Here is a 20,756-nt window from a genome sequence, read left to right on the forward strand (position 1 = left end):
CAATAGCGCGGCACTATAGCAAGCTTGTCGCGCTCGGGGAGCGATGCGGACGACGGTTAGCGGGGCGCGATTAACGTTTCCCATCCACCGCGGAGCTGGCTTTTGATGGCCGTTTCATGACAAAGATCAATGCCTCGCCGTCGCGGCTGGCGTCAGGTCTTAGTTAAATTGCCGGTGAACGATCGTGGACGACCTACCTCCCTGCATCCAGAACGTCGGAACGGATAACCCGCCGCCTTGCGGAAAGGTGGACTGCAGCGAGCACAGTCGCCGGGTTTGCTGCATGCGCCGGGTGCTGCGGGCGCGCCAGCAGCTGTTCATGGAAGGCGACGCCCAGACTCACGTCTACCTGGTAAAGGCCGGCGCGGTTTGCCTCTACAGGATGCTGCGCAACGGCCGTCGCCAGGTGGTCGGCTTCAAGTTGCCGGGCGAGTTCATCGCGCTCGGCTCCGAACAGCGCTATCGCTGCTGCGCCGAGTCCATCGGAGCGACCGAGCTGCGCAGTTTCCAGACCGTTGTATTTCACGCCGCGGCAGCCCTGAATTCCCGGTTCATGCTCAGGCTTTACGAGGCGGTCGCCAGCGATCTCGCGCGCACCCAGGAGCAGGCGGTGAGCGTCGGTCAGCGCGGTGCCGATGGCAGCGTGGCGGCCTTTCTCCTCAGCGTCGCGGGCCGGTCCCTGCCGAGCGACGGATTCGGTACGCTGTCATTGCCGATGTCGCGCGCCGATATCGCCGATTATCTCGGGCTTAGCCTGGAAACGGTGTCGCGTGTCTTCACCGGGTTCAAGCGCCTCGGCTTCATTACGTTGCGTGGGCGCCGTGGTGTTCGACTGGTCGATCGCGCCGCCTTGCGCGCCATCGCCGACGCGGGCGGCGATACGGGCTCGCCGCCGCGTCTGCTCAACTGACGCCCGACTGTTGCTCGCACGCAACAAGCTGTGTCCCACCGTCCGAATTTGACCTGCGTCAAGTTTATTGACGCCAGCGCGTCGTTTTGTTGCGCGGGCTGGCAGCGTTCGTTGCGCGGCGCACATTGGACAGGGGCGTTTAATGAAGAAAATGAGGAGCGTGCTGCGGTCGTTGATTGCCGCGGCGGCATTCGGCGCGGTTGCGTTGACGACGGTGGCGGCTGAAGCGGCGGATGTGGCTGCGCCGAAGCCGGTCTACAAGGCACCGGTCATCGAGCCGTTCAATCCGTGGATGATCCGCTTGCGTGCGCTCGGCGTCGTGACGCGCAATTCCGGCTCCGTGGATCAGGTGCCGGGCTCCGGTCTGTCGACCAGCGACGCCATCGTGCCCGAACTCGATATCACCTACTTCTTCACCAAGAACATCGCCGCCGAACTGATTCTCGGCACTACGCGGCATCATGTGACGGGCACCGGTGTCGCGGCGACCAACGGCCTCGACGTCGGTAAGGCGTGGCTGCTGCCGCCGACCCTGACGCTGCAATATCACTTCACCGATTTCGGCGCCTTCAAGCCCTATATCGGCGCCGGCGTGAACTACACGTGGTTCTACAGCCAGTCGGCCGGCAACACGCCGAACGGGGCAGGCGTGATCATCACGCGCAGCCATCTGCACAACGCCTGGGCGCCTGCGTTGCAGATCGGTTTCGACTACATGATCGACAAGCACTGGGGCTTCAACGTCGACGTCAAGAAGCTGTGGCTGCGGCCGAGCTGGGACGGCGACAGCAATGTCGGCCCGCTCACGGGCAAGGTGAACCTCGATCCGTGGCTGATCGGCGCGGGCGTGACGTACAAGTTCTAAGCGGTCATCGGTGGGGGCCGAACCGCCCCGACGGTTTAAGCCCGCGGCAGCGTTACGCGCAGCCGCAGGCCGCCGCCGGGGCGGTCGTCGATCGCCACCGTGCCATGCTGATTTTCGACGATCTGCCGGACGATGGTGAGGCCGAGTCCGGCGCCGCCGCGCTCGCGATTGCGCGATGTCTCGAGCCGGTAGAACGGCTCGAACACCCGCGTGCGTTCGCGCGGCGGGATACCCGGGCCGCGATCTTCGACCCACAATTCGACTGTGTCCTTGCCCTCGTGCAGGGAGACGTCGGCGGAGTGCCCATAGGCAAGCGCGTTGTCGATGAGGTTGGCGGTGAGCCGCGCAACACCCGCCGGCGAGCCGCGCACCGGCAGAGGCCGAGCGGGGGCCTCAAATGAGATCGGCAGCCCTTGCGCGGCGCGCGTATCGCATTCGGCTTTGACGATCCGTGCGAGGTCTATCGTCTCTTCCGGGCCGCCGTTGAACGACGCCCGCGCGAAGGCAAGCGCGTCGTCCATGAGCGCCTGCATGGCGTCGAGGTCGGCGGTCACCTTCTGACGCTGTTCGCTCTCCGGCATCAACTCGAGCCGTAGGCGTAACCGCGTCACATAGGTGCGCAGATCGTGGCTGATGGCGCCGAGCACCAACGTGCGACTGCGGACGAGCTCGGCGATACGCACCTGCATGGCGTTGACGGCGCGGATGAGCGCGCGGACGTCGGGCGCGCCGTGCTCGGTGACCGGCTGCGGTTCGATCGCCGAACCGAATCGTTCGACGGCCGTCGCAAGGTTGGAGAGGGGCTTGGTTTCGCGGCGCACAGCGATCAGCGCGGCCAAGGCGACGACGAAGCCCAAGATGCCGGCGAGCAGGCCGATCGGAATGCCGAGGAGCCGCAAGGTCAGACCGCCGCGGGCTTCGATCGCGAGATAGCCGCCGGAGGTGAGGGCGACGACGCCGTGAATCTGGGCGCCTATGAGATAGCGCAGACGCGTCACCGGCTGGCTGCCGCGGCGCTCATTGCTGATGAGCGACAGCGCGACATAGCGGTCGTCGTTCTGCGCGCCGAGGAGGTTGCGCAGGCGATCCTCCGCCTTGCGTAAGATCGCGGCGTGTCGTTCCTCAGGACGGTCGGTACGAATGCTGGGATTGAAACCGAAGCCGCTGGCCGCGCGCAGGGCCAGCGGCCGCTCGGCTTCCGGCAGGCGGTCGAGCAGCAGCGCCAATGCCGCGGTCTGCTGAATCAGCGGTTCGATCCGCGGCGCGCCGCCCTCGCGGCTCTCGATGAAATAGGTGGCGGCCAGCAGCAGCTGCGCCAGCACGATGGCTCCGACCACGATGAGCGCCAGACGGCTCGCGATCCGGATACGGCCCATGGGATGCTCGCTCAGACCGGCCGCACGTTGACGACGAACAGATAGCCGCCGTTGCGCACCGTCTTGATCGAGTTGGCCGCATCCGGATCGGCGGCGGTCAGCTTCTTGCGCAGCCGGCTGATCGATACGTCGATCGTGCGATCGAAGGGGTCGGCGGTGCGGCCTCGCGTCCAATCGAGCAGGAGATCGCGCGAGAGGACCCGCTTAGGCCGTTGCAGGAAGCAGGCCAGAAGATCGAATTCCGCCGACGTGAGATCGACCGCGCTTGCGTCCGCGTTCGTGACGCTGCGGGCGTCGAGGTCGGCCACCAGGGCGCCGAATGCCAAGCGACGTGCGTTGGATGGCGTCGGCTCGCCCTCGGTCCGGCGCAACACAGCGCGGATGCGCGCGAGCAGTTCGCGCGGATTGAACGGCTTCGGCAGATAGTCGTCGGCACCGATTTCGAGCCCGACGATACGATCCACATCGTCGGCTTTGGCGGTGAGCATCAGGATGGGCGTGCCGCCTTGCGCGCGCAGGCGGCGGCAAATCGACAGCCCGTCCTCGCCGGGCAGCATCAGATCGAGCACGATCAGGTCGGGCCGCATCTTGGCGAGCGCGCGGTCCATCGCGGGGGCGTCCTCGGCGCACACCGTGATGTAGCCTTCGCGCGCGAGGAAATCAGCGAGCAGCGAGCGGATATCGCGATCGTCCTCGACAATCATGATGGTGCGTTCGGACATGCGGCGGCACTGTAAGGCGCCGGCGGGTGCGGGCAACCGCACGCGCCGGGGCGGCATTCCTGCAACAAAACGTTACAAATCCCCGCGAGCCTGAAATCCGTCAGCAAAGGGCGGCCGCGAAAGTCTCCTCCAACGATGTTGCTGCGGCTTGCGCGGCACACCACGAAGGAGGAGCCGATGAAGCTCAAGACGATATCCGCTTCGCTCGCCGTGCTGATCAGTGTCGGTGCGGTTTCCCAGGCCGATGCCTGGACCCGCAGCGGCACGGTCACGACCGCGCGGGGAACCTACACCGGCAGTGCGTCGGGTGGCTGTGCCGGCGGCACCTGTTCGCGCACTCGTTCCGTCACGGGGCCGTACGGCAACACGGTCTCGCGCTCCGGCAGCGTCAGCCGCACGGGACCGTATCGCTATAGCTATTCGCGCACGACGACCGGGCCAAACGGCAACAGCGTCACGCGCAGCGGCTCGGTCGCGACCTATCCCTATTGGGCCCGCTACTCCCGCTACTGATCCGTAGCGGCTCCACGCGGCCGCCGGACCGATCCTTCGCCCCCAATGCTTCGGTCCGGCGCGCCGCATCCTTCCCTTCGACCATCGAATGAGAGGCCATCCATGCGCAAACTCTTTTGCGGCGTCGCCATTGCCGCCAGCACCATGTTCTCCGTTTCCGCCGCGCAGGCGTTCCCCGCGGCGGCGCAACCGCAAAGCGCGGATGCTGTCGTTATTCAGGTGCGCAACGGCTGCGGTGTCGGCTGGCATCGCGGACCGTGGGGCGTCTGCCACCCGAACGGCAGACCCTATGTGTACGGCCCCTATGTTGGCTATGCGCCGCCACCGTATCCCGGCCGTTGTTGGTGGGTCGAGACCGCGTGGGGACCTCGCCGCGTCTGCGCGCGGTGATGCGAGCGCACCGGCTGGCATTCACCGAACCATCCCATCCCTGAGAGAGAATGACATGCAACGAAACCTTGCGGTGCGGGCGGCATCGACAATCCATGCCGGGCATTTGACCCGGCGGATCCGCATCATGCTGCTGAGCGCGCTGGTCATGGCAATCATGACCGGCGGCGCGGCGCAGGCGCAATCCGGCGCCGAGCCGAATGCGCGGGTGCGGCAGGCCTGTAAAGCCGACGTGTATGCGCTCTGCGCGGGTGTGATGCCAGGCGGCGGACGCATCAAGCAATGCATGCTCGAAAAGCGCGATCAGCTTTCCGAAGGATGCCGAAGCGCCTTGGTTGCCGCGCGGAATGCGCCCGGCAAATAAGCGTTTGCCGCGTTAGCGATTAGTGGGACGTCGCGGTCGGGCGCTGGTCGGTGGCGCCTTTGTCGGTCCAGTCCGGTGGCAGGCCGATGCCTTCTCCGATCAGGCCGGCAACGCCGGGATGCCTGCCGAAGGCTGCGCAAGCCGGATATTTGGGCGCGCCACCAAGCAACATGCCGATCCGCTCAAAGGAGGGCGCCGATGGCAGCCCGCCGAAGGGCGTCTCTCCAGTCACCATGAGCTTGCTGAAGTCGGCGCCGAACTCCGCGGCAAGGCCATAGGCATCTCCTTCCTCGGAGACCCGTCCCGTACCGAGAAATGCATTGGCGCCGCGGCCCCAGATCATAGCCGCTTTCTGCTGCCCTTCAGGATTGCGCGCTTCGGCTTCGAGCGACAGACTTCCCAAACCGATCGGGATACGCGGGACCGGAACGGGCACGCCGGGAAGAACGACGGATTTCGCCACCGAGGCGCCTTTGGACAGGCCGGCAGCGACGGGATCGGTCGCTTTGATATGGGTGACGACCGCGTGAACGGTCAGATCCGCCGGCGCCCATGCGCTGACCACCTGAAAACGCTCGCTCAACCCCGTGCACAGCGATCTGTCGACGGCATTCGTCACGAGGCTGCGCTGGTGCGGCGTGAAGGGCGTTGCGCCGGCTGGGTCGGAAAATGAGGTCGGAATGATTCTGACGGTCTTGGCCGCCAGCAAGTCGTCCTTATTCACCTTCAAAAGAGAGCGGGTGAGTATGCCGTCCGACGGCTTCAGGTCGTCATAGGATTGGAGCGATCCGGCGCGATCCAGTGGCGCGCTCGCGCAGCCTCCTACAAGAGCGCTGAGCAATATCGCTGCCGACCAACGCAAACGCGCCGTCGAGGGTTCGGAGGCGACGCCTGAAGCAAGACGGCGCCGTCGAGCAGCCGATCTGGCAATCCTGATATTCTGCAAACGCCGTCTCCCGTATTCTACGGGTACATAGAATAATACCTCGTGGCTGATTTGTGGCGTGTTTGCGTCGCTATCCACGCACTGGGGACGTCGAATATCGGAAGCCCGTCGGATCCACTCGCTTTGAATTTGGCGGTGCGCCTCAATGCACGGACGTCGTGTCCCAAAGATCGGCGTGATAATCCGCGCCATATCCCGTCTTTTGGTGAGCTCCTTTTAGATCGAGATACTGAGCGTTGTCTTTGTCGGCCGAATATTTCGACCACGCGGCTTCGACGTATTTGCCGTCGACGGGGGCGCTCGGCGTGCCGGTGCGGGCAAACGACGTCCAATAGTCGATCATCAGATCGGACAGCTTGTTCTGTTCAGCATCGAGCGTTTGTTCTGAGCCCCGTGCGCCCCGAAAGCCGGGGAAGAGATAGAGCAGCTCGGCCGTGTGATAGGCCCGCATCGGGAAGCTCATCGGCGGGTAATAAGAGGGAACGGTGCGGTCGCGGAACTCATAGACATAGACCGGCACATATTTGGACCATTCCCGCGCGAGCATGCGCGCCGTGCTGACTTTGGCTCCCTGAGCGATACCGATGACAGCGAGACTGGGGCTCGCGTATTTATCGAGCGGATAGGCGGCTTCGATTGCAGCCTTATTCCCTGAACCGTAGGTGAGGACATATTTGGCGTAGCCGTCTGCGGTCATCGGTTTGCCGCCTCTGACCTCGCTCATGAAGAAAGACTGCTCGTCCTGGACAAGCCCGGTCATGATGGGGACGCGGTTGAAGTTGCCGGACTCGTATGAGGTGACCGCCGGCTGGGTGATGATCGTCCCATCCACGGAAGGATACTCGGTAACGTATTTCAGGATCGGGTCTTGAAACTTGATCACGTCCGCGACCGAGAGCTTCCGCAGGCAGTCGGCGGTCTGATTTTCGCAGCCCGCCTTCTTGGCGAATTCTTCGCCGGCGTGCAGCGCCGTTTCGGGCGAGGTGATCTTGATGCGCGTTCCGCTTTGATTGATGACGCGATGAAATAGCCCCTTTGCGGTAGGCGAAGCTAAATTCGCCATCACGCTGGTGCCGCCGCCGGATTGGCCGAAGAGGGTGACGTTTCCCGCGTCGCCGCCGAATGCCGCGATGTTCCGGTTGACCCAGCGAAGCGCCGCCTGCTGGTCCATGATCCCGTAATTCGCGTAGGGATGACCTTCCGCGTTGATGGCCGGGTGCGAAAGGAAACCGAGCGCGCCGACGCGATAGTTGAAGGTGACGACGATGACATTGCCGCGCTTTGCGAGCTTGCTTCCGTCGTAGTCGTCGCTCTCGCCGCTGAAGAGACCGCCGCCGTAAAACCAGACCATGACGGGCAGCTTCGCCCCGGCCGTCACGTCGGCCTTGGGCGTGAAGACGTTCAAGTAGAGACAGTCCTCCGTGTCGCTCGGCATAGTGAAGATGCCGCGGTCCATCTGAGCGCAGTGGTTCGCGAACTTCGACGCGTCGCGAACGCCCGTCCAAGGCTCGGCTTCGGCGGGAGGCATCCAGCGCAGCTTGCCGACCGGCGGCGCGGCGAAGGGGATGCCCAGAAACTGTCCGCCGTCGTTGACGACCTTGCCGCGCAGCGCACCGTTCTCCACGCGGATCACCGGGGCTTGCTGAGTGGAGGCGTTGCTAAGGGCGGCGCCCGTGGCCAACGCAAGGACGGCGGCGGCAGCTCTCATGCCGCGCAAGACGATTGATTTCGGCACGCTGTTTCCTCCCGGCTTTCTTATGACGAAGCGGTCTCGTCATACTGTATTACAATCCGACGGTCCGCACCAAGTGGGTGACGCAGGCGAGCGCGCGGCTTCATCCGTGCCGGGGAGGGCGGCGCGGGCGGTTCGGCTGAAGCTCAAAGCAACGATCAGGGTGGGAGGGCGAAGCGGAAGTCGGCGAGAGCCGTGCGGCGCGCTGGCGGCGGCAGCCGCAAGCGCTTTCACCGTGGATGACGGCTCCCGCGTCCTAGGGCTGCGGCGCGGCTCTCGAGGCGGCACGCGGCAAGGTATCGGGGGAAACGGACTCTAAGGAGCGGTCGGTGTCTGTCGGTTTGAAAGGAAATGGCTCCCGAGGCTGGGATCGAACCAGCGACCATTCGATTAACAGTCGAATGCTCTACCGCTGAGCTACTCGGGAACAGGCGCTTGCGCCGTTTCGGTGGCGCCTAATAACAAAGCTCATCCACTTTGCAAAGCCCGGATGACAACCTGCCCGCACTGAAAATTTGGGAGGAATTCCCGCGGGCGCAAGTCGTTTGGCGAGGCAGATTCCACGGAAGAAGGCTGGCCCACCAACCCCAGCCCATACGAGATGGGTGAGGGTTGGAGGCCACGGCCGGAATCGAACCGGCGTGCACGGATTTGCAGTCCGCTGCGTCACCACTCCGCCACGTGGCCCCGAAAAGATGCGTTCGCCGTCGCGGGCGGCCGCTCCCCTTCGTCCTCAGCCTATATAGGAGACAGCGCGGCTCCACAACGCTACTTCTCTTGCCTTTTCCAAGACCTTGCCCCAGAAAAGTCGCGCATCGTTAACCGGCTCGAGAACGCAGATGACCGATTTCTCCACGGCGCGCCGTCATATGGTCGATGGCCAGGTTCGGACTTCGGATGTGACCGATCTGCGCATTCTGCAGGCGATGCAGGACGTGCCGCGGGAGCGATTCGTCCCGGCATCGGCGGCCGGTCTGGCCTATCTCGACCTCGATCTACCGCTGGGGCGGGGTGGCCGCTGCCTGCTTCGGCCCATGGTCTTGAGCAAGCTTCTGCAGGCCGCCGAAATCGGCGCTGCCGACCGGGTGCTCGACGTCGGTTGCGCCACGGGCTACGCGGCGGCGATTCTCGCGCGATTCGTGCCTGAGGTCGTGGCGCTCGAGGATGACGCTGGATTCGCCGAGACCGCGCGCGCGGCGCTCGGCTCGCAAGCGAATGTCAAAGTCGTGACCGGTCCGCTGGCCCAAGGCTGGGCCCAGGGCGCGCCTTATGACGTGATTTTGCTAGAGGGCTCGGCCGACGTGGCGCCGGAAGCGCTTTGCCGGCAGCTCAAGGACGGCGGACGACTCGTATTCGTCCTAGGCTCCGGCCCCGACGCCAAAGCGGTCATTTACCGCCGTAGCGGCGATGAGATCGGGTACCGTTCGCTCTTCGACGCTGCAGCGCCTCTGCTGCCCGGATTTGCCAAGGCCACGGAATTCGCCTTTTGAGCCAAGGGTCGGCCTGATCTAGTTCCAAACGTGGCCGAAAAGTCCCAGCGGGTCGGCTTTCTGTGGGCGGATCGGCGGCTAGGGGTTTCAACGCACCGTCCGGCCGCCTATTGTTCCAGCACTTTGATATGGCGCAATGCAATCGATCGGGGCGATTGCGTGCAAGGTTAGGTATTGCATGGCGTTCCTTAATCGTAGCTTGTGGATGGGGGGTGTTGCGGGGACTGCGCTAATGTGCGCGCTAGCTCCGCTCTCGACGGTTCCGGCCCTGGCGGAGACGCTCGATTCGGCCCTCATTCTTGCGTACCAGAACAATCCGAGTCTCAATTCACAGCGAGCGGGCGTACGTGCCACGGACGAAAACGTGCCACAGGCGCTCGCCGGCTATCGGCCCCGTATCACCGTCACGGCGGCCGGCGGCGAACAGTCGAGTTCGTCGACGAGCAAGTCACCTTCGACCGTCTCGCCGAATCTGCCGTCCACCTATGCGACACTGAGCGGCTACAATTCGCCGGTGTCGGTCGGCGCGACGATCACCCAGACGATATTCAACGGGTTCCAGACGGCTAACCGCACGCGCCAAGCCGAGGCGCAGGTGCTGTCTGCGCGCGCCACATTGTATGCGAGCACGCAGACTGTGCTGCTGAACGCCGTCACGGCCTACATGAACGTGCTGCGTGACGGCGCCATTCTCGATCTGCAGAAGCGCAACGTCGAAGTGCTGCAGGAGCAACTGCGGCAGACGCGTGACCGCTTCAATGTCGGTGAGGTGACGCGAACCGACGTCGCGCAGGCTGAATCGAGCCTCGCTACCGGCCGCTCGCAGGTGCTGGTCGCACAGGCGAACTACACGGCTTCGGTCGCGACTTATCGCCAGGTCATCGGCGTTCAGCCTAACAAGCTATCGGCCGGTACGCCCGTCGATCGCTTCTCACCGGGCACCGTCGATCAGGCGGTTTCGCTCGGCACGGGCAGCCATCCGTCCATCGCGGCCGCGCAATACAACGTCGATGTCGCGCTACAGGCCGTGAAGGTCGCGGAGGGCGCCCTCTATCCGACCTTGTCGGTGCAGGGTTCGTTCCAGAAAAATTGGCTGAGCCAGCAATCTCTCTCGATCATGGAGAGTTACAACGCGTCGGTGCTCGGCACGCTCAGCGTGCCGATCTATCAAGGCGGCGCCGAGTATTCGGCGATTCGTCAGGCGAAGGAGACGCTCGGTCAGCGCCGGCTCGATCTCGACACGACGCGCGATTCGGTGCGGCAGAGCATTCTAGCCGCTTGGGGTCAGCTCGAGGCGGCGAAGGCGAACATCGAAGCGACTCAAGCTTCGGTGCAGGCCTCCGAGATCGCGCTCAACGGCGTGCGCGAAGAAGCGCGCGTCGGTCAGCGCACCACGTTCGACGTGTTGACGGCGCAGCAGACGCTGGTCAACGCGCGCGTGTCGCTTGTCACGGCGCAGCGCGACCGCGTGGTCGCGTCCTACACGTTGCTGTCGGCTGTCGGCAAACTGGTGCCGGAAGTGCTCGGCCTGCGCGTGCCTGTGTATCAGGCGCAGGTCCATTACGAGCAGGTGCGTGACAGCTGGGCCGGCGTGCGCACGCCCGACGGACGTTAAGCGACATAAGGCGGCCGTCACACGGCCGCCTTATGTCCACAATTCTTGCAACGAAATCGCTGGTTCGTCTGCCCAAGTCAGCTGCGTCTGGCGTATAAAAGGGTAGTGGCGACGATTCGCTTTGAGGCCTGTCAGGCTTCTCGCGTCGGCGCGCGAGACTGGCTTGCATTCAGCAAAATTTGCGTTCGGGAAACTCAGGAATGACGCAACCGGCGAAGGCACAAGAGCCATCGATGGAGGAGATTCTGGCCTCCATCCGGCGCATCATTGCCGACGACGACGCGAGCAAGAATCCCAAGCCGCCGGAGCCGCCGAAGATGGCGCCGCCGCCGCCGCCCGTTCAGGCTGTGCCGCCGCGCCCGACACCTGCGCCGCCGGCCCCGCGTGCGCCGTCCGCGCCACCTGCGGCGAACAAGCAGGAAGACATCGACGCAATGCTTGCGGATCTCGATGCGCCGCCGAAAGTCGCGCCGCGGCCCGTTATGCAGCCGGCACCCGCGCCGCAGCCGACGCGGCCGGCCGCGGACGTTCTCGACCTGACCGAGGCGATGGCACAGGCGCTCGCGTCGCCGCAGCCTGCGTCGCCGAGCTTCCGGACCATCGACGGTGCGTCGGACGTGGTGTTCAGCGACCGCGCTGCCGAGCCGCAGCCGATGCGCACGCCCGAGCCGCCGCGCGTGGCGACGCCGCCGGTCTATGACCAGGGCCTCATTTCAAATGCGACCGTCGCCGCGGTCGACAACGCGTTCAATTCGCTCGCGCATACGGTGCTCGGCAGCAACGCCCGTACCCTTGAGGATCTCGTCAAGGAGATGCTGCGGCCGCTGTTGAAGTCGTGGCTTGACGACAACCTGCCGGGCCTCGTCGAACGGATCGTGCGCGCCGAGATCGAGCGCGTCTCGCGCGGTCGCTAAGCGGCTCTCACGACAATCCATTGAGGCGGAAGCCGGACAGGTCCGGCTTCTCGCGGTCGGCCGGCTCAGGCCGGCAGCGCCTGCCGTTGCTTGATGCGATGGCCGCACCACAGACCGAGCGCGAGCAGCGCGATGGATGCGCTCGCGAACACTGGCACCGCGCCGTGACGGTCGAACACGACGGCTCCCGCGGCGACGCCGGCCGTCTGTCCAAGATAGAGCGCCGATGAGAATGCGCCGAGCGCGGTGCCCCGCGCTTCCGGCGTCATCTGCGTCGCGTTGGTCTGCAAGGTGTTGTGCAACATGTAGAAGCCGAAGCCGATCGCGACCGTGGCGAATGGCGCGACCCAGGGGGTGGGCATGACAGCCAGCGCCGCGAAAGCGACAGCCGCCAGCGCGCCGCCGCCGGTGGCCAATCCCGCTTGTCCGAGCCGGCTGACCAGCGAGCGCACGAAGAAGCTGTACATGAGGCCGCCGACAGCGAAGAAGCCGACGGACAAGCCGACCAATGTGAAGCTCACACCGAAGCGCAGATGCAAGTCGGCGCCGACGAAGGTGAAGGCGCCGAACATCATGCCGAACTCGATGAAGCCCATCACGATCACGACGCGGGCCCAAGGCGAGCGCAGTACGGTCGCGTAGCTGGCGATGAAGCCCTGTCGACGCGAGTCATGCGACTTCTCGCGGGTCAGCGGGTTGCGCCAGAGCTCGACATAGAGGCCGACGGTCGCCACCGCGAGCATGGCGGCGAGCAGGAAGAAGACATTGCGCCATCCGAAAAGATCGCCGAGCACGCCGCCGGCCGCCTGACCGAACAACTGGCCGCCGATCTGTCCGGACAGAAACGAACCAATGACTTGCTGGCGTCGTTCGTAGGGAATGACGTCGCCGACGAAGGCGAGCGCGAGCGGGATGATCCAGCCGGTGGCGAGGCCGCTGCCGAGACGCGCCGCGACGAGCATGGGCAGCGAGGAGGCGAGGCCGCAGGCGAGAACCATGATGGTCGCGAAGGTGGCGGCGATCGCCGTGCAGCGGTACTTGCCGAAGCGGTCGCTGACCGGGCCGGCGACGAGCTGCGCCGAGCCGTGCGCCAGCAGATACAGCGTGACGATGATCGAGGTGGCGCCGACGGTGACGTTCAGATCGGCGGCGATCTGCGGCAGCAGGGAATCGGTGACGCGCACCATGGCCTGGGCGGCAAAGGCGGCGATGGCGAGCAGCAAGATGGCGCTGGTGGCGCTACCGCGGGAGGTGGTTTCCGGCACAAGTTGACTCTTTTCATCGTCGCGGGCTTTGTAGCCCGCCAAACCGGGATTTCAACCGCTGGTTCTCGCGCGCAGACATCGGGTATACCCGATGTCTGCCACATTAACTGCGCAAGTCAGCTATTGCTGGTTTGCGCGGGGACCCAGGGCAGAAATTCCGCAGCGTTGCGATCTTGATGCTGGATTCCCGCTTGCGCGGGAATGAGCGGAGTGGGTTGCAGAGCAGATCGTATCCTTGAGCGCGCGAAGTCAAGCAAGACCATAATGATCGAAAAAACCTACCAGCCCTCGGAAGTTGAGGGCCGCATTTACCAGGCATGGGAACAGGCGGGTGCGTTCAAGGCGGGCCGGCCGGAGCGTGCTCAGGCCGCAACATACTCTATCGTCATTCCGCCGCCGAACGTCACCGGCTCGCTGCATATGGGCCATGCGCTCAACAACACGCTGCAGGACATCCTCGTCCGCTTCGAGCGCATGCGCGGCAAGGACGTGCTTTGGCAGCCGGGCACCGACCATGCCGGCATCGCGACGCAGATGGTGGTCGAGCGGCAGATGATGGAGCGGCAGGAGCCGTCGCGCCGCGAGATCGGCCGCGACAAGTTCCTGGAGAAGGTGTGGGCCTGGAAGGCCGAGTCGGGCGGCACCATCGTCAACCAGCTCAAGCGGCTCGGCGCCTCGTGCGACTGGTCTCGCGAGCGCTTCACCATGGACGAGGGGCTGTCCAAGGCCGTTCTTAAAGTTTTCGTGGAGCTTTATCGCGAAGGGCTCATCTACAAGGACAAGCGGCTGGTCAACTGGGACCCGAAGCTGCTGACCGCCATCTCCGATCTCGAGGTGATGCCGGTCGAGACCAAGGGCAACCTTTGGCACCTGCGCTATCCGATCGAGGGCAAGACCTTCAATCCGGAAGACCCATCGACCTTCATCGTGGTCGCGACGACGCGGCCCGAGACGATGCTGGGCGACACGGCCGTTGCGGTGCATCCGGACGACGAACGTTACAAGGCGCTGATCGGCAAGCACGTGATCCTGCCTTTGGTCGGTCGCAAGATACCAATCGTCGGCGATGAATATTCCGATCCGGAGAAGGGCTCCGGTGCGGTGAAGATCACGCCGGCGCACGACTTCAACGACTTCGAAGTCGGCAAGCGGCACGGGCTGCCGCAGATCAACGTCCTGACCATCGAAGCGAAGATCACCTTCGCCGACGAGGCTTTCAACGCGGCCGGCGAAACGTCGGCGGATTTCGCCGAGACGAAGAAGCTCGAAGGCCTCGACCGCTTTGCCGCCCGCAAGGCGATCGTCGCGCGGCTGGAGGAGATGGGGCTGGTCGCGAAGATCGAGCCGCATGGCCACGTCGTGCCGCACGGCGACCGCTCGAACGTCGTCATCGAGCCGTTCCTGACCGACCAGTGGTACGTCAACGCTGCGGAGCTGGCGAAGCCGGCCATCGCCATGGTGCGCGAGGGCAAGACGACCTTCGTGCCGAAGAACTGGGAAGCGACCTATTTCAACTGGATGGAAAATATCCAGCCGTGGTGCATCTCGCGGCAGCTCTGGTGGGGCCATCAGATCCCGGCCTGGTATGGGCCGGATGGCAAAATATTCGTTGCGGAGTCCGAGGGCGAGGCTCTGCAAGCTGCGACCCAGCATTACGGATGCCGAGCGATCATTCAGCCGAAGGCAGATCTGTCGTCGGTCGAAACGACAAGTGAATTTGTTCATCCATATCTAGCGCAGACGGACGCAATAAAAAGGAACAGGCCGCTAAGTGAGGTCTGGATTCGGCGCGACGAGGACGTCCTCGACACTTGGTTCTCCTCGGCGCTGTGGCCGTTCTCGACGCTGGGCTGGCCCGAGAAGACGCGCGAGCTCGCGCGCTTCTATCCGACGTCGACGCTCGTCACCGGCTTCGACATTATCTTCTTCTGGGTCGCCCGCATGATGATGATGGGTCTGCACTTCATGAAGAAGGAACGCCCAGACGCACCGGCCGACGAGATCGTGCCGTTCAAGGACGTCTACATCCATCGCCTGGTGCGCGACGCCTCCGGCGCCAAGATGTCGAAGTCGAAGGGCAACGTCGTCGATCCGCTCGGCATCATCGACCAGTTCGGCGCTGACGCGCTGCGCTTCACGCTGGCGCGCAACGTCGCGCCGAGCCACGACATCAGGCTCGGCCCGCAGGACGTCGAGAACAACCGCAACTTCGCGACCAAGCTTTGGAATGCGGCGCGCTTCGTCGAGTTCAACGGCGCCAAGCGCGTCGAGGGTTTCGATCCGAAGTCGGCCAAGGAAGCGCTCAACCGCTGGATCGCGCACGAGACGCAAAAAGCCGCGGCCGAAATCACGCAAGCGCTCGAAGTGTATGCCTTCGCCGACGCGGCCGGCGCCGCCTATCGTTTCGTCTGGAACGTCTATTGCGATTGGTACGTCGAGCTGTCGAAGCCGTTGCTGACGGGGCCGGACGGACCGGCCAAGGACGAGACCCGCGCGACGGCGGCCTGGGCGCTGGACGAAATCCTTAAGCTGCTGCACCCATTCATGCCATTTATCACCGAAGAACTCTGGGCGGTGACGGCGGAAGAGGGGCCGAAGCGCCAAGCGGTGCTCGCTCTGTCCGATTGGCCAGCGCTCGAAGGCCTCGCCGACGATAAGGCCGAGGCCGAGATTGGCTGGGTGATCGACCTGATCACCGCCATCCGGTCGATCCGGGCCGAGATGAACATCAACGTCAACATTCCGATCGTGCTGGCGGGTGCGTCCGTCGAGACCCAGGCGCGCGCGGAGCGCTGGGCCGAGTTCATCAAGCGCCTTGCGCGCGTGTCTGAGATCTCGTCGTCGGCGACCGCGCCGGAGGGCTCGGTGCAGCTCGTCGTGCGCGGTGAAGTCGCCGCGCTGCCGCTCAAGGGCGTGATCGATCTCGGCGCCGAACGCGCGCGGCTTGCCAAGGAGATGCAGAAGGCGGAAGCCGACATCGCGCGCTCCGACAACAAGCTCAACAATCCGAACTTCGTCGCCCGCGCGGCGGAGGAGGTTGTCGAGGAAGAGAAGGAAAAGCGCGACGAGGCGGTCGCCCGCAAGGCCAAGATCGCCGAAGCGCTGGAGCGGCTTAAGGGAGCGGAGTAGAGCCGTCACCCTGAGGTGCGCGGCGAAGCCGCGCCTCGAAGGGCGACGGCTACTGATGTCGAGTTTACCCGACATCAGCGCTTGAATTAAAGCAAGCCGGCTTGCGGTGGCTGTCATCCTTCGAGGCTCGCGCTGCGCGCTCGCACCTCAGGATGACGGACGGAGGAGGAGGTGTGTTCCGATGAACGTCTTTCTCGCCGGTGCCGGTGGCGTCATCGGCCGTTCGCTGACGCCGCTCCTGGTTAAAGCCGGCCATAACGTCATTGGCACCACGCGTTCGGCTGAGAGGGCCGACGCGGTCGCCGCGCTTGGCGCGACGCCGGCGGTGGTTGACGTGTTCGACGCGCAGGCGCTCAAAGCGGCGGTGATGGCGGCCCGGCCGGACGTCGTTATTCACCAGCTCACCGATCTCGCTTTCGCGCCGGGGACGCCGCAATACGCCGAGGGTCTCAGGCGCAATGCGCGCCTGCGCATCGAGGGCACGCGCAATCTCGCAGCGGCGGCACAGGCCGCCGGCGTGCGCCGGCTGATCGCGCAGAGCATCGCCTTCATCTACAAGCCGGCGCCGGGCCTGCGCATCGAAGGCGATCCGCTGAACGACGATCCGGCGATGGCGCCGACCGTCGAGGCCGTGCGCGTGCTTGAGGACACCGTGCTGGCAATGCCCGAGGGCGTCGTGTTGCGCTATGGCTTGCTCTACGGGCCCGGCACCTGGTCGCCCGACAAGCCGCTCAAACCACCGGCGGTCCATGTCGACGCTGCGGCGCAGGCGTGCCTTCTCGCGCTCACCAAGGGCAAGCCCGGCATCTACAACCTCGCCGAAGACGACGGTTACTGCTCGAGCGAAAAAGCCAAAAGCGATCTCGGATTCGACGCCCGTTTCAGAGCTTGATTCGTCACCCTGAGGTGCGAGCGCGTTAGCGCGAGCCTCGAAGGGCGACGGCCGCCATCCTTTGAGGCTCGTTCGCTTCGCTCTCTCGCACCTCAGGATGACGGCCGAAACGGCTTGCTCAAGAACTTCGACCCCTTCAGCCCATAGCGCCACGGATGGTCGACCGCCTTGGTGATGCCGATGCGCGGTCCCGTGACGATCGCCGGCTCCTCGGTGCGCGCGCGCAATTCGAACGGGGGCTTGTCGAGCGGGAGCCCGTTGTGCGCGATGGTGACGCCAAGCGCCTCGCACAGTTTGCCCGGGCCTGAGCAAAGGTCGCGTGCCTCGGTGAGCCCGCGTCTTCGGCGCATCGCCGCCAGGCCTTGCGTCGGCTCCAAGGCACGCACCAGGACGGCGCTGGCCGAGCCTTCTTCCTCACAGACGAAATTCAGGCACCAGTGGATGCCGTAGGACCGGTAGACGTAAAGAGAGCCGGGCGGTCCGAACATCACCGCGTTGCGTTCGGTCCTGCCGATGTACGAGTGCGCGGCGGGATCAGTGTGGTGATAGGCCTCGACCTCGACGACGGTGCCCCCGACGCCATCGACCAAAAGAGTCGCCCCGATCAGATCAGGTGCGACGTCGTGTACCGAGCGGGCAAAGAACGAGCGGCGAAGGCGAGGGGGCAGGGCCATGCGGGTTTTGTTGCCGCGTTCTCGACCGGGTGTCGACACCGGTCCGTCGTAATGTCCACCGACCTTACCGCTTGGTGGGAGTTGGCGTGCAGGCAGGCCTCTTGTTGCACTGCGAACGAGCGGTATTTCTGTGTCTGGTCAGCAACACTTTAGAACATTTAAATGACGGCGCCGCATGTTGGCTGCTTGCGCCGCGATTTGGCCATACCCTTCAACGAGATCGAAGGACAGCCAACGGCGGCTCCTAACGCGGCCTAAGGCGACGGCACTCAACCACCGGTCACGCGGCCGCAACACCGCGGACAAGGTCCCGCCCGGGACCAGGGCGTGGGGGGCCGTGGAATTTGAAAGTGCATAGGGCGGGGGGCCCAAGTCGCGTGATGGATGCTAAGACCAATCTGAAATCGAAGCTGCCGAGCCGGCACGTTACCGAAGGGCCGGAGCGCGCTCCGCACCGCTCGTACTACTACGCGATGGGTCTGACCAAAGAGCAGATCCACCAGCCGTTCGTCGGCGTCGCGTCGTGCTGGAACGAGGCCGCGCCCTGCAACATCGCGCTGATGCGCCAGGCTCAGGCCGTTAAGAAGGGCGTTGCGGCCGCGGGCGGCACGCCGCGCGAATTCTGCACCATCACCGTCACCGACGGCATCGCCATGGGCCATGCCGGCATGTACTCGTCACTGCCCTCGCGCGAAGTCATCGCCGACTCCGTCGAGTTGACCATGCGCGGCCACGCCTATGACGCGCTCGTCGGGCTCGCCGGCTGCGACAAGTCGCTGCCCGGCATGATGATGGCCATGTGCCGGCTCAACGTGCCGTCGATCTTCATCTATGGCGGTTCGATCCTGCCGGGCAATTTCCGCGGCCAGACCATCACCGTGCAGGATATGTTCGAGGCGGTCGGCCGCAATTCGGTCGGCAGCTTGTCGGACGAGGACCTCGACGAGATGGAGCAGGTGGCTTGCCCGTCGGCCGGCGCCTGCGGCGCGCAGTTCACCGCCAACACGATGGCGACCGTGTCCGAAGCGATCGGTCTGGCGCTGCCTTACTCGGCCGGCGCGCCCGCGCCCTACGAAATTCGCGACCGGTTCTGCATGACAGCCGGCGAGATGGTGTTGGAGCTGATCAAGCTCGGCATCCGTCCGCGTGACATCGTCACTCGTAAGGCGCTGGAGAACGCGGCGGCGGTGGTGGCGGCATCCGGTGGCTCGACCAATGCCGCATTGCACTTGCCGGCGATCGCCAACGAATGCGGTATCAAATTCGATCTGTTCGATGTCGCGGAAGTCTTCAAAAGGACACCGTATATCGCAGATTTGAAACCGGGCGGCCGTTATGTCGCCAAAGACATGTTTGAAGTTGGCGGCATTCCGCTGCTGATGAAGACGCTGCTCGACCACGGCTACATGCATGGCGACTGCCTCACCGTCACCGGGCGGACGATGGCGGAAAACATGGCCAAGGTTAAGTGGAACGACCAGCAGGATGTCGTGCGACCGGCGAACAAGCCGATGACGCCGACGGGCGGTGTGGTCGGTCTCAAGGGCAACCTTGCCCCGGAGGGGGCGATCGTGAAGGTCGCGGGCATGTCCAACCTCAAGTTCTCCGGCCCGGCGCGCTGCTTCGACGGCGAAGAGGCTTGCTTCGAAGCCGTTCGCAAAAAGCAGTACAAGGAAGGCGACGTTCTCGTGATCCGCTACGAGGGACCGCGCGGCGGCCCCGGCATGCGCGAGATGCTGGCCACCACGGCGGCGCTTTACGGTCAGGGCATGGGCGGCAAAGTCGCGCTCATCACCGACGGCCGGTTCTCGGGCGCAACGCGCGGTTTCTGCATCGGCCATGTCGGTCCGGAAGCCGCGGTCGGCGGCCCGATCGCGCTGCTCAAGGACGGCGACATCATCGAGATCGATGCCGAGAATGGCACGCTCGACGTGAAGCTCTCCGATGCGGAGCTCGCCGAGCGCAAGAAGTCGTTCCAGCCGCGCGACATCCACTTCGGATCGGGCGCGCTGTGGAAGTACGCCCAGCAGGTCGGCAATGCGCGCGACGGCGCGGTGACTCATCCAGGCGCTTCGGCTGAGAAAGAGTGCTATGCGGACAGCTGATACCTTGTTGCGCGTCGTGGCATTCGGTGTCGGCCTTTTGGCCGCGACACCGGTCTTTGCTTTCGACGGCAGCAAGTCCGACGCCAGCGATGCCATGGCCGCCGCACCGATGTCGGCCATGGAGGCGTTCCGTTCCGGCGCGCACTACCTGAAAGCCGGTGAGCCGGCCAAGGCGGTGAACTCGCTTGAATACGCCGCCGAGAAGGGTCATGCGCTGGCGCAATGGAAGCTCGGGCGCATGTATGCCGAAGGCGACGGCGTCACGCAGAACGATCTCAAGGCTTTCGACTACTTCCGCCGCATTGCCGATCGTCACGCCGACGACAATCCCGACACGCCGCAGTCGCGCTTCGTCGCCAACGCTTTCGTCGCGCTCGGCCACTACTATCTCGACGGCATTCCGAACAGCGCCGTGAAGCGCGACCCGTCGCGCGCGCGCGAAATGTTCAGCTATGCGGCCTCGTATTTCCGCGATCCGGATGCCCAATATTATCTGGCGCGGCTCTATCTCGACGGCACCGGCGCGCCGCGCGATCCGCGCCAGGCGGCGCGTTGGTTCGGCCTGTCGGCGCAGAAAGGCCAGTGTGAGGCGCAGGCGATGCTGGGCGCCATGCTCTTTGCCGGCGATCACGTGCCGCGGCAGGCCGCGCGCGGTCTGATGTGGCTGACCCTCGCCAAGGATTCGGCTCGCCCCGAGCAGCAGGTCTGGATCGCCAAGCTCTACGACAGCGCCTTCGAGCAGGCGACCGAGGACGAGCGCGCGCTGGCGCTGGTCTATCTCAAGCGCTGGCTTGAGACTCGCCGGGACTAGGTCTGCGGCATCCGCCTCCGGCGGCCCCTTTCATATTCCCGCA

18 protein-coding genes and 2 tRNA genes are annotated in these 20,756 nt (G+C 64.7%); 12 read left to right on the forward strand and 8 right to left on the reverse strand.

Annotation, left to right across the window (positions count from 1 at the left end):
- Window positions 1–283: 283 nt before the first annotated feature.
- Both DW352_RS04350 and DW352_RS04355 read left to right on the forward strand, forming a co-directional pair.
- Window positions 284–910, forward strand: coding sequence for a helix-turn-helix domain-containing protein (locus tag DW352_RS04350; protein WP_115688862.1), 627 nt, complete (start codon window positions 284–286; stop codon window positions 908–910).
- Window positions 911–1,052: 142 nt separating this feature from the next.
- Entirely contained in the window at window positions 1,053–1,775 is a 723-nt protein-coding gene (locus tag DW352_RS04355; protein ID WP_115688864.1) for an OmpW/AlkL family protein, read from the forward strand.
- A 35-nt stretch (window positions 1,776–1,810) separates the two neighbouring features.
- On the opposite strand, the gene DW352_RS04360 is transcribed toward DW352_RS04355, so the two are convergent.
- Both DW352_RS04360 and DW352_RS04365 read right to left on the reverse strand, forming a co-directional pair.
- Entirely contained in the window at window positions 1,811–3,151 is a 1,341-nt protein-coding gene (locus tag DW352_RS04360) for an ATP-binding protein (RefSeq protein ID WP_115688866.1), read from the reverse strand.
- 11 nt (window positions 3,152–3,162) lie between these two features.
- On the reverse strand, window positions 3,163–3,873 hold the full coding sequence (locus DW352_RS04365; protein WP_115688868.1) for a response regulator: 711 nt from the start codon (window positions 3,871–3,873) through the stop codon (window positions 3,163–3,165).
- 177 nt (window positions 3,874–4,050) lie between these two features.
- Between DW352_RS04365 and DW352_RS04370 the strand changes: the two genes are divergently transcribed.
- From DW352_RS04370 to DW352_RS04380, 3 genes are all read left to right on the forward strand, one after another.
- A complete protein-coding gene (locus tag DW352_RS04370; RefSeq protein ID WP_115694234.1) occupies window positions 4,051–4,386 on the forward strand; it encodes a hypothetical protein in 336 nt (111 codons plus the stop codon).
- A gap of 102 nt (window positions 4,387–4,488) precedes the next feature.
- Complete coding sequence (locus DW352_RS04375) at window positions 4,489–4,776, forward strand: GCG_CRPN prefix-to-repeats domain-containing protein (protein ID WP_115688870.1); 288 nt, start codon at window positions 4,489–4,491, stop codon at window positions 4,774–4,776.
- 127 nt (window positions 4,777–4,903) lie between these two features.
- Window positions 4,904–5,140: a hypothetical protein gene (locus DW352_RS04380; RefSeq protein WP_245434318.1), complete on the forward strand. Its 237-nt coding sequence runs from the start codon at window positions 4,904–4,906 to the stop codon at window positions 5,138–5,140.
- Window positions 5,141–5,159: 19 nt separating this feature from the next.
- Here the strand turns inward: DW352_RS04380 and DW352_RS04385 are convergent, their stop codons facing one another.
- From DW352_RS04385 to DW352_RS04400, 4 genes are all read right to left on the reverse strand, one after another.
- On the reverse strand, window positions 5,160–6,002 hold the full coding sequence (locus DW352_RS04385) for a DUF3313 domain-containing protein (RefSeq protein WP_245434451.1): 843 nt from the start codon (window positions 6,000–6,002) through the stop codon (window positions 5,160–5,162).
- A 226-nt stretch (window positions 6,003–6,228) separates the two neighbouring features.
- On the reverse strand, window positions 6,229–7,821 hold the full coding sequence (locus DW352_RS04390; RefSeq protein ID WP_162826777.1) for a carboxylesterase/lipase family protein: 1,593 nt from the start codon (window positions 7,819–7,821) through the stop codon (window positions 6,229–6,231).
- A 349-nt stretch (window positions 7,822–8,170) separates the two neighbouring features.
- Window positions 8,171–8,245: transfer RNA gene (locus DW352_RS04395), tRNA-Asn, on the reverse strand.
- Window positions 8,246–8,431: 186 nt separating this feature from the next.
- Window positions 8,432–8,505: transfer RNA gene (locus DW352_RS04400), tRNA-Cys, on the reverse strand.
- A gap of 152 nt (window positions 8,506–8,657) precedes the next feature.
- Here DW352_RS04400 and DW352_RS04405 point away from each other — a divergent pair.
- The 3 genes from DW352_RS04405 to DW352_RS04415 all read left to right on the forward strand — a co-directional run bounded on the left by DW352_RS04405 (window position 8,658) and on the right by DW352_RS04415 (window position 11,837).
- On the forward strand, window positions 8,658–9,308 hold the full coding sequence (locus tag DW352_RS04405; RefSeq protein ID WP_115688876.1) for a protein-L-isoaspartate O-methyltransferase family protein: 651 nt from the start codon (window positions 8,658–8,660) through the stop codon (window positions 9,306–9,308).
- 178 nt (window positions 9,309–9,486) lie between these two features.
- Window positions 9,487–10,923, forward strand: a complete 1,437-nt coding sequence (locus DW352_RS04410; protein WP_115688878.1) for a TolC family outer membrane protein — start codon at window positions 9,487–9,489, stop codon at window positions 10,921–10,923.
- Window positions 10,924–11,123: 200 nt separating this feature from the next.
- Window positions 11,124–11,837 (forward strand): PopZ family protein, encoded by a 714-nt coding sequence (locus DW352_RS04415; RefSeq protein ID WP_115688880.1) that lies wholly within the window; start codon window positions 11,124–11,126, stop codon window positions 11,835–11,837.
- 65 nt (window positions 11,838–11,902) lie between these two features.
- Here DW352_RS04415 and DW352_RS04420 read toward each other — a convergent pair whose 3' ends face one another.
- Window positions 11,903–13,102 (reverse strand): MFS transporter, encoded by a 1,200-nt coding sequence (locus tag DW352_RS04420; RefSeq protein WP_162826778.1) that lies wholly within the window; start codon window positions 13,100–13,102, stop codon window positions 11,903–11,905.
- A 264-nt stretch (window positions 13,103–13,366) separates the two neighbouring features.
- Here DW352_RS04420 and DW352_RS04425 point away from each other — a divergent pair, with 264 nt between their 5' ends.
- Together DW352_RS04425 and DW352_RS04430 are read left to right on the forward strand one after the other, a co-directional pair.
- Entirely contained in the window at window positions 13,367–16,231 is a 2,865-nt protein-coding gene (locus DW352_RS04425; RefSeq protein WP_115688884.1) for a valine--tRNA ligase, read from the forward strand.
- Window positions 16,232–16,412: 181 nt separating this feature from the next.
- Window positions 16,413–17,123, forward strand: a complete 711-nt coding sequence (locus DW352_RS04430) for an NAD-dependent epimerase/dehydratase family protein (protein WP_115688886.1) — start codon at window positions 16,413–16,415, stop codon at window positions 17,121–17,123.
- 92 nt (window positions 17,124–17,215) lie between these two features.
- Here the strand turns inward: DW352_RS04430 and DW352_RS04435 are convergent, their stop codons facing one another.
- Window positions 17,216–17,797, reverse strand: a complete 582-nt coding sequence (locus DW352_RS04435) for a DNA-3-methyladenine glycosylase (protein ID WP_115688888.1) — start codon at window positions 17,795–17,797, stop codon at window positions 17,216–17,218.
- Between the two features lie 380 nt (window positions 17,798–18,177).
- On the opposite strand from DW352_RS04435, the gene ilvD reads away from it, so the two are divergent.
- Together ilvD and DW352_RS04445 are read left to right on the forward strand one after the other, a co-directional pair.
- On the forward strand, window positions 18,178–19,902 hold the full coding sequence (gene ilvD / locus DW352_RS04440; protein WP_115688889.1) for a dihydroxy-acid dehydratase: 1,725 nt from the start codon (window positions 18,178–18,180) through the stop codon (window positions 19,900–19,902).
- Window positions 19,889–20,713, forward strand: a complete 825-nt coding sequence (locus DW352_RS04445) for a tetratricopeptide repeat protein (protein ID WP_115688891.1) — start codon at window positions 19,889–19,891, stop codon at window positions 20,711–20,713. The genes ilvD and DW352_RS04445 overlap by 14 nt, the downstream gene beginning before the upstream one ends.
- The last annotated feature ends 43 nt before the right edge of the window (window positions 20,714–20,756 follow it).

It is taken from the genome of Pseudolabrys taiwanensis (assembly GCF_003367395.1).
Lineage (GTDB): Bacteria > Pseudomonadota > Alphaproteobacteria > Rhizobiales > Xanthobacteraceae > Pseudolabrys > Pseudolabrys taiwanensis.